Raw genomic sequence first — 12,478 nt, forward strand, 5'->3', positions numbered from 1 at the left:
GCTTCAGGAAATCGTCATTGAACAATTCTTCTTTCTTCATAATGTGCAAATATTTAAAATTAGACAAAAAATTAGCGGGGGCATGCCCCCGCTAATTTTCTATTTACACACTTTATGAGATAGTCCTTATAACAGTCTTATCTTCCAAAAGACCAACTGTTGTATCCTTCTCAAAAAGGTTCTATAGAAACTCTTCAAAGATTAATTGATTTTGCCTCGCTCAGCAGTATTAGTTTGGCAAGATTTGGGGCTTGCAGCACTTCACTTCGTTCCGTTCGCTTTTATTTCAGCTTCCTTTTGCGACCTTCGGGAGCAAAAGCAAGATTTGTCATGACAATGACACATCTTGAATTCAACCCCAAGTGTTGGGATTTCATAGTATTGAAAGGTTTATTCCAAAGGGGATAAAAGTCATACCCTAAATAGAATTAAGTTCTAATTGATAGGTGTCAAGTACATTGCTAGGCAAGGACTTTAGATAAATTTGGGTAGTACTGAGTTTGTTATGGCCCATCATTGCGGAAATGGCTTCCAAAGGAACTTTTTTGAACATTGCATGGGTTGCAAAACTATGCCTTGAAACATAGGAAGTCAAACGCTCTTCAATCTTACATTCTATTGCGATTTCTTTCAAACCAATATTGTAACGTCTAAGCTCCCATTGGGCATCTTTGTACTGCAATTCTAAAGTGTCTCGATAAATTATGGGCAATAAAAAACCAGAAGGGTTGGGATGGTCCAGATAGTATTGAATAATGGGTTTAATCTGATCGGTTATAATTATATCGTAGCGTTTTCCTGTTTTACGTCTTTGGAATTTAACACGACCATCGATGATATTATCTCTTTTCAGAAATGCCATATCAATAAAGGACATGCCCAACATCAGATAAGAAAGAATAAAATAATTGCGATAGTGAAAATGATTGGAACCAATCTTGGTTTTCATTTCCAGTATTTTCTTGATGCTTTCAATCTTAATGGCTCTTTTTTCAGTGGGCTTTGTTTTTATGGTGTAGTATTTAAAAGGGTATAGTGCTTCATCCACCATGCCCTCCTTGATTCCTTTATTGTAGATGGCCTTTATCGTTCTCATATAAGATGCAATTCCATTGATGGTATTGCCTGGTTTTGATAAATGGTGCCTTTCAAACCGTTTTAAGAATTCAAGATTGAGTTCATTGAATTTTAAATCCCTATTGTTTGTAAATACTTTTAGTCTTCCTATGATTCCGGAATAATTTCTTGCCGTGCCTATCCGTTTTTCCCTAATAAGCTCTTCTGCTTTTTGAAGACCGAACTCATAGAACGAGTTTAACCGTTTTCTATTGACGATTTTATCGGCAATGTCTTTTGCGGTAAGTCGGTCCAATTGGTCATTATCGGCCAGTCTATTGATTACTTCTTGTGCCTTAAGTTGTTTTTTTAATAAAAGGGTATTCATCAAGTGAACCGAATCAACATCTGGAAAATTTCTCTTTACTTTGCACCTGTGATGATCCCAGTATTCCTCTGGGACATAATGACCTGTTTTGATTGAAGTGGTTTTTCTAAAATGGGTCAGCCTCAAAATGATGGGAAAACATCCATTTTGGGTCATTCTGCGGGTGTCCAAACTTAGCTTTATACTCGTGTTCATGAACATAAGTTATAAAAAAATTTGCACGCAATTTGCACGCAAAAGCTTGGTTTCAATTGATTCTGTTTGAAATCAAAATTTATTAAAACATTGATAATCAATTAAATAACAGTAAATTTAATTTTACTTGTACCCCATTCGGCGACGCTGTTAATCAGAGGGTCCTTGGTTCGAGCCCAAGAGGGGGAGCAGAGATAGAAATCCAATACTAGAAATAGTGTTGGATTTTTTTGTTATGGCAAACTTTGTTCACAAGCCACATTTTCAAAAGTGAAAAACTGAACACTTTAATTTATAGGGTATTCTTAATGATGGAACAAAGTTTTAGATTCACGCTATAGCTAGTTTACCGAACAATATAGGACCAACCCGTTGTACGTTATATAAAATCTGTATGCAATAGTCCGTAATAGAGCAAATCGACCAAATTCCCTGAGGTTGTCCTGTAATCATCTCTTAACAACCCTTCTTTTTTAAAACCAATTTTTTCGGCAATGGCGATTGCCGAAGTATTTGTTGGATGCGTCCTTAAAAAAAGCTTATGGAAACCATGCTGTTCAAAACAGTGTTGACAAACAAGATAAAAGGCTTTGGCGGCTATCCCTTTGCCCTCATATTGCACATCTATAAAAAGTCCCATTTCTGTTTTTGGGATGTTCCAATCGATATTTTTTAGATCAATGAATCCTGCAATGGTACCGGAATCTACATCAATAATTATATAGGGGAAATACGCTTTGTTCTTGATTTTTTGTTCCACATCGTCAAGAAATCTTTTGGTGGTATCAATGGTTTGGGTTTTGGCTACGATACCGGCAAAAAAATTCTCTAGCCTATTTTGGTTGTTTTTCATTAAATGAAAAAAAGCATCAAGATCTGATGCTTTAAGGAGCCTTAAAGAATAATTATCGAAATTCATTTCTGAAGTTACTTATAGCTTTTCATATAAACGTACATCAACTTTGTTGCCATGAGGGAAGAACCGAATATGCTTTTCATGGTCATTATTAATGACCGATACAATATACGGTTTATCCCCGGACCAACTATTGCTCCAACGATTGGAATTTTCCCGTTTCAAATACTTCATTCCATTTCTTAACCCGGCTTTATGAGCTGGTCCATTGGGATCCACGCCGCGAATAATTTTTTCTTTGGAAGATTTTGATACATCAAACCCGGGGTAGAATAACTGTATTGTCCTATGGGTTAGTCGATACCCTTCAAACGCATTGGGTTCCAACGGTATATTTTTCCCGTTTATGATGAAGTCTTTAATATCCTGTTCAAAGTCAAGTGAAAACCTTTTTCCGTAGTCGAATATGTTTTCATAGGAAATTGCTCCGTTACTGTTTCTGGAGTTCTTATATAGGTATTGCATCATCTTTTTTAGACTAGATCTTTTTTTGGAAAGTTGATGGTCCCAGCGAAGAGCAAGAAGCGGGCCTCGATAATAGCTTAGTTTCTTTTGGGCAGCTCCAAAATTATCCCTGGAAGCTATTGTAAGGTAGGATTCATTGGCACTTGGATTGTTACGAATGCTTATGATGTCCTTATTGAATAGTTCCACCAACTGTTTTTTGGAAATGATTCGTTTTTCGAAAAGTATTTTTCTTGAAAAATACTCTGTGAATCCTTCGTGCAACCACTCATGTTTAAAATCGTACTCGCCTCTTAATGTGGGCAAATACATTTTATTGGGCAACCAGTTATGAAAATATTCATGCGAAATGAGGTCTTGAATATGTCCTGCACTTTCTTTTTTATCCACAAAACAATAAAAAAGATGCGGGATCGAGGCCCCGGCCAACAATCCGGTTCTTGGCAGAATGGTGATATGGTAAAATGATTGGTCCTTATCACTAAAAAAATCTTTTTCCGCTTTAATTGTTTCTTTGAGCTGCTCAAAAAAATCGGCTTTGTCAAAATTGAAATTCCCATTAACGAATACGGAATAATTTACCCCGTCAAGATCAAAGGTTTCTTGGGAACTGGCATCCATGTTACCTCCAAATCCAGTGGAAATCAGATTTTCGTAACTGGATTCCACTGTTATGGTATCCACCTGCCGTGATAACGATGAATATAGTATCCATTGCGGATTGTCGCTTTTCATGGAGATTTTGTAGGTCAATTTCTTCTCTAAGGGATAAATCGGCAACAACCATTGACAACCAGCTATATAAAAAAAGGAGTTTGATACGTTCGGAGCATAGGAATATTTATCCAGTTCTTCGGGGTTATATCTGATTTTATAGTTAATGTGAACTTCGCCATTTAGGTTTGGGGCTACTTTGCGAAAGTTGGAACCCACTTCGGTAATGGTTGTCCCATTTTCAACTTGAAAAGATTTTACCCATTGGTGCAGGTCTGGGGTTCCATAATAATCAAAGGGTAATAGTACCTTATGAATGGAATCGGACCTGTATTTTAAATCAACATGAAATTCCAATCCATCATCAACGGTAACGATTTTAAGGTTATAGTAAACCATATCTTTTTCAATAGCAGATATGGGCGTCGATTTTTTCTTTGGAAAGGAAGAAAGGGCAATAACGGTGGATATTAGAATAAGGAGGATACTTTTCATGATTAAAATATTTTTTGAAAATCGGGTATAGGGACTTTACATGTACACTATGCCGTTTCCTTTTTACTTTTTTTCTTTCTATAATGATCCTTGGATGCTATATAGATCTCTCTTTCAATTTCGGCATAAACCGTTTCTTTTTTATCTGTAAGGTTGACGCTTAGTTTATAGGTCTTTTCGTTGTGATTTGCTATGTCGCTTTTTATACCTTCTATAAATTCATCGGATAAAATGAAATCCGCATACAGTGTTTGACTTCCAGGGCGTTTAAATTTAATGGAAGCGGATTTGTCCCAAACCACAAAGTCATCTCCTAAAATTGTGATTAATTGAATCATGTAAATGGGGTCTGTTGCCGAGGACATGGCTCCTCCAAATAAGGTGCCCTTATAGTTTCTGTTTCTGAAGGATAGAGGAATCTTTACCTTAACCCTTTGAATGTTGTCCGAAACAAAATATACTTTCCCCGTACTTCTTTTATAGGCAGGATCCAACCTGAAAGCATACTTGAAAATAGTGCTCTTTTTGAAGAATTTTTCTAAAATCGTAATTGTTCCCTTGTTCATTTTTATTGATGCTTGGTGGATTCTCAAGTAAAAGCCGCCTATGTTTACTTGATTGCTTTCCCTTTAATTTGGGGAGTGATCGGTATAAATGGCGAATAAAGATGGTACGATTCTATATGCAGGGAATTGAATCCTGCACGTTCCAACAAGACCTTAGTATCTCGATTTGTATTGCAACCCTCAAAAAACCAGTGCCAAGGTTTATGGATCAGGTTTTGGATATATGCCAACATGGTGTTTTCATTAGCTTTTACATGTTCTATAAAAACAAATTTGCCTGATGGTTTTAGTATGCGTTTAATTTGGTCGATACATTGACTGGGATCTGCAACGGAGCAAAGCACCAAGGTACATATCACAAAATCATAAGAGTTCGATGGGAGGTCTATGGATTCCCCTACCAAGGTTTTAATCTCCAATTCGATACCATATTTATCAGCACTTTTTTTTAGGTTCTTGTGCATGTGCACATTGGGTTCTATCGCTATTAAACGTGTTCCTTTTTTTAAATAGCGCATGTTGGCACCTGCCCCGGGGCCTATTTCAACGACCGTTTGAGGGTGGTTTTTGAAAAGTTCCCTTTTTGAATTTCCAAACAAATAATCCATATAGCCCGAGAGCATCTTGAACATCCAGGAATTGATGGGGCCAAGAATAATGTTGTTTTTAAATACTGTACTCATTTTAAAGATTGTTGCTGTTATAAAGGTCGCCTTTTAGGTATTTGAGTCCGGAGTCGCATATAACGGTCACAACTTTTTTTCCTGGTCCAAGAATTTTTGCCCGTTGCATTGCGGCCCATACATTTGCCCCGGAAGTAGCTCCTCCAAAAATGCCTTCTTTTTGGGCAAGTTCTCTGGCTGTTCTATAGGCGTCTTCGTCCGATACGGCAATAATGTTGTCTATTAGATCTTTTCTTAAAATTGATGGGATAAAGGAAAGCCCAATACCTTCCAACTTATGTGTGCCACTTGTGTCCCCGCCCGATATGTTTCTAACATGCAAGGGTTCCACAGCAATAGTTTTTAGATTGGGTATCTTTTCTTTTAATATTTCCGAGTTGCCCGAAATGCAACCTCCACCTCCAACGGCCATTACAAACTCGTCGATGTGGGTTCCCAATGCCGAGATAATCTCTTTGGCCATTCCGTAATAACCTTTTTTGTTATCCGGGTTGTTGATTTGGTCCGTCCAAAATGTATTTGGTTCATCGATCAACTCTTTGGCCCTGCTTATCATTTTATTGATGATTTCACCGGTCAATTTTCCATTTTTGGCCGGAATAATTTCCACGGTGGCACCAAAAGCTCTCATGGTTTGGATTTTTTCTTCAGCAAAACCATCGGAAGAAACAAAATGGGCTTTATATCCTTTATTGGCACAGATCATGGCCAAAGAACTACCAGTGCTTCCACCGGTATATTCGACCACTTTGTATCCTTTTTTTAATTCCCCTCTTTTTTCGGCACCCTCGATCATGGCAAGGGCCATCCGATCTTTCATACTGCCCGTAGGGTTTGCTCCCTCAAACTTTACATATATATCTGCACTGTTCTCATCGGCTAGCTTGTTCAGTTTAATGAGTGGGGTGTTTCCTATTGCGTTCATATGTTTTTATTTTTTTAGGTATTGAAGAATATCGGTATAGATTATATCACTTCGGTTTTTGTAAAAATCTTTCAAAACGGCAGTATGACCTTGCCCGAACAGTACCAAGATCCGGTCTCCAGGTTCCATCATGGAATCGATATGGTACATTATTTTAAAGTTTCGTTCCCACCATTTAGCCACCACCTTAGAACCCACATAGTTGTTTTTTGTTCCCATTTTGTTGATGTACTCCAAATAAATATTTTTATTCAGGACATCGTATTTATTACTATTTAGAAACACGAAAAATTCTTTAAGAGTCAATTTGTTATAGGCATTTTGCCAAACATCCATCACTTGAACTTTAATGTCGGACATTAGATTTTCAAACAGTTTAGTTTGATTGGTCTTGTTAAGAAAGGTCATCAGACTATCAAATGGGAGATCTAATCGATAATCTGCAGGATACACATTTGTATGTCCCATTTTAGCGGCCAATCGAAAACCAATTTGCTGTCTTTCATTTATGGTCAGTGTATGGGAACCATTCAAATAAAGTTGGTAGGTCGAATCAATACCTGTTGCACCGTAGGGGTATTCCAGAATAACTTTAGTGGGCTTGTAATTTGATAGTGCCTGTACCAATGCTACAATTTCTTTTTGCCGTTTTGGAGAGTCAAGGTCATCTGTTTTCAAAGACATGGCGTCCGTTGAACCTGCGAAATGAAATGTTCCCAACAGCGCAATGGTTGGTTTGCTCTGTGATTGGTCAATACCTGATTGGGCTTTGACAATGCTGTAGAAAATGAATAATGAGATGAAAAGTAAATACGTTTTTTTCATGATGTAAAATGATTGATGGTCCTTGTTCAAGGGTTTAAATCACTCCTTTTGGGACTTGAAACATCCTTGAACAAAAGCATTTCTTTTACCCTACTTGAAGCGCCCTCGTAAAAGCCTGTTTCTTTTTGATAGTCTTTCGGGTTTTCAAAGGTTCCAAATAGTATATCTATTAATGGGATATCCGCATAATTGTTTCTGTGTATGTTCTTTCCATGGTGAATGGAGTGGCTTTCTGGTCGTTGGACAATATATCCCAGCCAATGAGGGGTTTTTATATTGGCATGTTGAAAAAAGGCCAAAAAGTTCACTGCCAGTAAAACAATCGTAATGGATGGTGGAGATATTCCAACGAATAAAGCCAAACATAAGCTCCCCATCAAGGTAAACCCAATCGCATCCAATGGGCTATGAAATAGGGCGCCATAGGTGTCCAGACGCTCGGCACTGTGATGCATTTGATGAAATATCCGCCAAAGAAAATCAAACTTGTGCATCGCTCGATGATACACATAAAGTCCCAATTCGTAAACCAATAACCCGATGATTGCACCTGGAACTACCCCCAATTGGGTTAAATCCAATAGTTGGTATTCAATCAAGTACGGGTCGGTCAATAGGGGAAGATAGGTGGCCACGAAAAAGAAGATCATAAAAAAGGTTAGCCCCCTTAATTTCCAGTATTTGATCTTGGGCAGCTCTCTAGCGGGAAATAACGATTCCCATGCCATCAAGAACACATAAAATCCAAGTACGGTTATTGATAGTGGATCAAGTAACACCTCTAATGGTGATGGCAATTGTGAAAATAAATTTTGCATGTTCTTTTATATTTTTTAGTTGCTAAACAGACTAGACGGTACAAATATAAAATTTATTTTAATTATACCAACTAGTCTGTTATAATTTGTGAATATTTAATATATTTGTTTTTATGGCAAGAGATGGAAAACCGACTCGGGACAAAATCCTGACCGAAACGAAGAATTTGGTGTTTTGTAATGGATTTTCTGGTACTAGTATTGATCAAATACTTGATAAAACTGGGATAACCAAAGGTGCATTCTTCTATCATTTTAAGACCAAAAATGCATTGGCAAAAGCTTTGATAGAGACATATGCTAAGGAAGATATGTCGCATTTGGAGTCGGCTTTGCAGGAAACCGAATCGTTAAAAGAGACCCCTTTAAAAAGGCTTTTGCAGTTTGTTCAGATGTTTATAGATATGATGAGAAGCCTAGAAGAACCGCCCAGTTGTTTATATGCTTCCTATTCGTATGAGTCAAATCAATTTGACCAAGAAACCTTGGATATTGTTTCGGATTCCATTCTGGAATGGCGGAATACCTTTACAGAACTTCTAAATAATGTACTGGCTGAGAATACACCAAAAAAGGATGTCGATGTGCAATCGTTGTCCGACCAGTTTGTTGTAATTTTTGAAGGGGCTTTTGTGGTTTCCAAAGCTCTCAACGATTCCGATATAACGGCCAAGCAATTACAACATTTAAAAAACTATTTGGAATTGCTATTTGTCCAAACGGATAGTTAACACTAAACATAAAGTAAATTGCAAATGAAAAAATCCATAAGCGTATTACTCGTATTATTACCGCTATTCATTTATGCTCAAAATTCTGGGTACAACCTAAATTCTTATTTGGATGAAGGAGTCAGGGCGCCAAACACTCATTACATAGGCGAAGCATGGTTAAATGGATTGTTGCACGCCGATGAAAATCTTGGTTACAACATAACTAAAGCAACTTTTAGAGCAAACTCAACTTTGGATTGGCATAAACACACCTCACCTCAGGTCATCATCATTGTTAAAGGTGAAGGTTATTATCAAGAAAGAGGAAAAAAGCCTTTAATTCTCAAGGTTGGAGATGTAATCAAGTGTAATCAAGATATTGAACATTGGCATTCATCTACCAAAGAAAATGACGTTACTTATTTGGCAATTTATAGTGGAGAAACTATTTGGACCGAAGTACTTTCCCAAGAAACTTACGATAATGTAGCTGAAAAACTAAAAGATGATTAAAACTACTTTGTTTTAGCTCTAATCACGCCCTAAAAGAGTTTGTTCACATGTTTCTATGATATGTTTTTAGACCAGTAAAAGTACTATCGTCAACATAAAACCGGCGGCAGCAAAATACAACCCCTTTTTATAGATAGGAGCCTTGGGGCGAAACATAAAAAAGGCCGAAACCGCAAAGAATAACAAAGCAATTCCAAAGAAAATACCCAGCCAGAACAGCGGGTTGCCGGTATGCATCTTATGCAGTTTGTTCATACTTTCCAAAACTGCGGGTAAACGTTTTTCTGTATAAGAAGCTTCACCAGTCTTTACATTATAGGTTCCCCCTGTAAAATATAGTAGGTCACCTTCTGTTTTGTCCACCTTAAATCCACGCTTTCTTAAAGCAGAGCCCAGGGCTTTTTCATTTAAGTTAGGTTCCAGTGTGGTATTCGTTTGGTATTCACTTTTCAAAAAATCCGTTGTTCTAAACGTAAGTACAATACCGCTAATGGCGTAAACGGCCATAATTCCGGCCAAAAAGAATCCAAGGTAACGGTGGAATTCCCTAAAGGTATTTTCTGATTTTCTTCCCATGGTTAAGATTGTATAAAATAAGGAAGAAAGGCCTAGGGGCCTTTCTTCGAGGTAAAGATATTAATCTATTTTTATTGCTGTGCCATCTCGAGGTGAATGGTCATTTCCACATCATCTCCTAATGATGCCATGTCTCCTCCAACTCCAAATTCTAATCGGTTTATAGTTCCTGTAAGCTTTAATCCTGCTTTTAATTTTTGACTTCGCTGATCGGTGATGATTCCGTTTACTTTTCCTTCCAAGGAAACTGTTTTTGTAACTCCGTGCATAGTTAGGTCGCCAGTAAGTTCAAAGGTTTTCTCTCCTGTTTTTTCAAAACTGCTGCTCTTAAAAGTGATGGAAGGAAATTTCTCCACGTCAAAAAAATCCGCGCTCCTCAAATGATTGTTACGTCTGTCATTGTCGGTGTCGATGCTGGCTGTTTTAATGTCAACGGAAAATTCAGCCTCGTCAAAAGTATCGGTAGCCGTGGCCGTAATATCAAATTCACTAAAATGTCCTTCAACTTCGGAAATCATCAAGTGTGTAATGGCAAAGCCGACCTTAGAATGTGCTCCATCCGATTTCCATGTGGATTGGGCGACCATCATTAGACTGGTCAAAAATGCCAATGCTAAAAATGTTTTTTTCATGATTGTGTAATTTTAAGTGTTTGCTGAATGGTATATCAATAACCTTTTCTTCAGGTTATAAAGCCTAAATATGATAGATTAGGGTTTAAATAATAAATTTTTTCCGCAAACGACATGTGTTAACCTCCAATCAACCAATCTATTATGTGGATTAACGGAGTTTAATGTCGTTGACAGGGTAAATTTGGTTGTTGATAAAACTGCTTTTCATTTAGAGAAGCATTATATATAGTTTTGAACTCATTTAACCTTGGTCCATTGATTTCTAAAAAAGAACTTCTTTTTCAAATCGTACTGCACATTTTAGTGCTCCTGTTTTTCTCTTTTGATAGAAACACGGGAAGCATTGTGGTGCATAGGGTTATATTTCTGTTATTTTATAGTGTGGCTACGATTGCAATTACATATTACCTGATGCCAAAGTTTTTGTACAAGAAAAAGTATTGGCAATTTTTCTTGGGTTCGGCATTTGTGGTAGCCATGGTTATAACTATAGAAGAAGTTATTTTGGAACCCATTATATTCCCGGGAACAAAGAGAGGAGATACTTTTCCAGGTGTTTATGTGTCACTATTGGGAACTTTACCGGTAATGTTTATTCTTTCAGGCTGTAAATTTGGTTGGGATGCCTTAAAAAAACAGACTCAAATAGATGAACTGGAGACCACCATTCAAGAAAGTGAACTACAGTTTTTGCGAAGCCAGATCAATCCACATTTTTTGTTCAATAACTTGAATAATCTCTATTCATATGCTTTGCAGGAATCGCCAAAAACCCCAGAGATTATTCTGGAAATGAGCGGTGTTCTTAGATATATGCTGTACGAGTCCAAAGAACAGTTCGTACCTTTAAAAAAGGAACTGGAGCAATTGGGCAATTTTATTCGGTTGTACAAATTACAGATAGAAGATAGGGGAGAGGTTCATTTTGATGTAGAGAAGATTGAAGGGGAATACAAGATCGCACCCTTAATTTTGATAGTATTTATCGAAAATGCATTTAAACATAGCCAATCAGGGCAGTCTTCCGATATTGAAATCGACATATCCGTAAAATTGAACAATTCTACTCTGGAATTTCGTTGCAAGAACAATTATGAACCAGGCTTTAGTTTGGATAGTGTAGCCAAGGGGATAGGGTTGCAGAATGTACAAAAACGACTAAAGTTGCTATACCCCAAAAAGCATTGTTTGGAAATCGAAGAAGCAGATAATTGCTACAAAGTATACTTGAGACTGGAACTGGAAAATGTATAGGTTATGAGGTGTATTATTGTTGAAGATCAACCGCCAGCTCAGCGGATATTGAAAAAATTCATTCAGGATGTGCCTTCCTTGGAGCTGGTAGATGTGTTCTCCGATGGGTTAAAGGCCATGGATTTTCTGAATAAAGAATCGGTAGATTTGATGTTTTTGGACATCCATCTACCAAAAGTCAATGGATTGGATTTTTTGAAGAGTATTCCAGACCCACCTCATGTAATTTTAACCACAGCCTTTTCTGAATATGCTTTGGAAGGCTATGATTTAAATGTTATGGACTACTTGTTGAAGCCTTTCTCGTTCCAACGTTTTTTGCAAGCCGTGAACAAGGTGAAAGTCAAGCACGAGCACATGATATCCAAGAATGAAAGTGCTCCCCTTACCGAAATCTACGTAAAATCCAGCCACGAACACATCAAGGTGCTGGTAAAAGATATTTATACCATTACCTCGGACTCGGATTACACGGAAATTCACCTAAAGGATAAGAAAATATTGTCCAATGAGCCTCTTCGCCATTGGGTTGAGGTTTTAGGGGGCAATCAATTTTATCAGATACATAAATCCCACATTATTAACACCAAGAAGATTGATAGGATTTCCGGCAACTTGGTACTCTTGACCAACGGAGCCAAAATACCCATGGGCAGGGCATACAAGGATAATTTTCTAAAAGGTATATTACAATAAAAAAGCCCGGAAAAGTTTCCGGGCTTTTTAAATATCTTGTCTATT

The 12,478-nt window shown here is 37.4% G+C and carries 14 protein-coding genes; 4 read left to right on the top strand and 10 right to left on the bottom strand.

Features of this window, described 5'->3' with window-relative positions; genetic code table 11:
• Window positions 1–418: 418 nt before the first annotated feature.
• The 8 genes from ACQQ5U_RS16105 to ACQQ5U_RS16140 form a co-directional block, all read right to left on the bottom strand.
• Complete coding sequence (locus ACQQ5U_RS16105; RefSeq protein ID WP_437399092.1) at window positions 419–1,639, bottom strand: site-specific integrase; 1,221 nt, start codon at window positions 1,637–1,639, stop codon at window positions 419–421.
• 379 nt (window positions 1,640–2,018) lie between these two features.
• Window positions 2,019–2,558, bottom strand: coding sequence for a GNAT family N-acetyltransferase (locus ACQQ5U_RS16110; RefSeq protein WP_437399094.1), 540 nt, complete (start codon window positions 2,556–2,558; stop codon window positions 2,019–2,021).
• Window positions 2,559–2,570: 12 nt separating this feature from the next.
• A complete protein-coding gene (locus tag ACQQ5U_RS16115; protein WP_437399096.1) occupies window positions 2,571–4,229 on the bottom strand; it encodes a hypothetical protein in 1,659 nt (552 codons plus the stop codon).
• A 47-nt stretch (window positions 4,230–4,276) separates the two neighbouring features.
• Complete coding sequence (locus ACQQ5U_RS16120; protein ID WP_437399098.1) at window positions 4,277–4,795, bottom strand: DUF4442 domain-containing protein; 519 nt, start codon at window positions 4,793–4,795, stop codon at window positions 4,277–4,279.
• A gap of 44 nt (window positions 4,796–4,839) precedes the next feature.
• A complete protein-coding gene (locus ACQQ5U_RS16125; RefSeq protein WP_437399099.1) occupies window positions 4,840–5,478 on the bottom strand; it encodes a class I SAM-dependent methyltransferase in 639 nt (212 codons plus the stop codon).
• Window position 5,479: 1 nt separating this feature from the next.
• Window positions 5,480–6,403: a PLP-dependent cysteine synthase family protein gene (locus ACQQ5U_RS16130; protein ID WP_437399100.1), complete on the bottom strand. Its 924-nt coding sequence runs from the start codon at window positions 6,401–6,403 to the stop codon at window positions 5,480–5,482.
• Between the two features lie 6 nt (window positions 6,404–6,409).
• The gene (locus tag ACQQ5U_RS16135) at window positions 6,410–7,228 is read right to left on the bottom strand and encodes a DUF5694 domain-containing protein (protein ID WP_437399101.1); all 819 of its coding nucleotides are present in this window, start codon (window positions 7,226–7,228) and stop codon (window positions 6,410–6,412) included.
• Window positions 7,229–7,254: 26 nt separating this feature from the next.
• Window positions 7,255–8,046, bottom strand: a complete 792-nt coding sequence (locus tag ACQQ5U_RS16140; RefSeq protein WP_437399102.1) for a sterol desaturase family protein — start codon at window positions 8,044–8,046, stop codon at window positions 7,255–7,257.
• A 113-nt stretch (window positions 8,047–8,159) separates the two neighbouring features.
• Between ACQQ5U_RS16140 and ACQQ5U_RS16145 the strand changes: the two genes are divergently transcribed.
• Together ACQQ5U_RS16145 and ACQQ5U_RS16150 are read left to right on the top strand one after the other, a co-directional pair.
• Window positions 8,160–8,777 carry a TetR/AcrR family transcriptional regulator gene (locus tag ACQQ5U_RS16145; RefSeq protein WP_437399104.1) on the top strand — a complete coding sequence of 206 codons (618 nt, stop codon included), beginning with the start codon at window positions 8,160–8,162 and terminating at the stop codon, window positions 8,775–8,777.
• A 24-nt stretch (window positions 8,778–8,801) separates the two neighbouring features.
• Window positions 8,802–9,272, top strand: a complete 471-nt coding sequence (locus ACQQ5U_RS16150; RefSeq protein WP_437399106.1) for a cupin domain-containing protein — start codon at window positions 8,802–8,804, stop codon at window positions 9,270–9,272.
• Window positions 9,273–9,338: 66 nt separating this feature from the next.
• On the opposite strand, the gene ACQQ5U_RS16155 is transcribed toward ACQQ5U_RS16150, so the two are convergent.
• Both ACQQ5U_RS16155 and ACQQ5U_RS16160 read right to left on the bottom strand, forming a co-directional pair.
• On the bottom strand, window positions 9,339–9,848 hold the full coding sequence (locus tag ACQQ5U_RS16155) for a PepSY-associated TM helix domain-containing protein (protein ID WP_437399108.1): 510 nt from the start codon (window positions 9,846–9,848) through the stop codon (window positions 9,339–9,341).
• Window positions 9,849–9,919: 71 nt separating this feature from the next.
• Window positions 9,920–10,480 carry a YceI family protein gene (locus ACQQ5U_RS16160; RefSeq protein WP_437399110.1) on the bottom strand — a complete coding sequence of 187 codons (561 nt, stop codon included), beginning with the start codon at window positions 10,478–10,480 and terminating at the stop codon, window positions 9,920–9,922.
• A 258-nt stretch (window positions 10,481–10,738) separates the two neighbouring features.
• On the opposite strand from ACQQ5U_RS16160, the gene ACQQ5U_RS16165 reads away from it, so the two are divergent.
• Both ACQQ5U_RS16165 and ACQQ5U_RS16170 read left to right on the top strand, forming a co-directional pair.
• Window positions 10,739–11,737, top strand: a complete 999-nt coding sequence (locus ACQQ5U_RS16165) for a sensor histidine kinase (RefSeq protein ID WP_437399111.1) — start codon at window positions 10,739–10,741, stop codon at window positions 11,735–11,737.
• A gap of 3 nt (window positions 11,738–11,740) precedes the next feature.
• Complete coding sequence (locus ACQQ5U_RS16170) at window positions 11,741–12,433, top strand: LytR/AlgR family response regulator transcription factor (protein ID WP_437399113.1); 693 nt, start codon at window positions 11,741–11,743, stop codon at window positions 12,431–12,433.
• Window positions 12,434–12,478: the final 45 nt, after the last annotated feature.

Origin of the sequence: Flagellimonas lutimaris, assembly GCF_051494225.1 — a bacterium.
In the GTDB taxonomy this organism is placed as follows: domain Bacteria; phylum Bacteroidota; class Bacteroidia; order Flavobacteriales; family Flavobacteriaceae; genus Flagellimonas; species Flagellimonas lutimaris_A.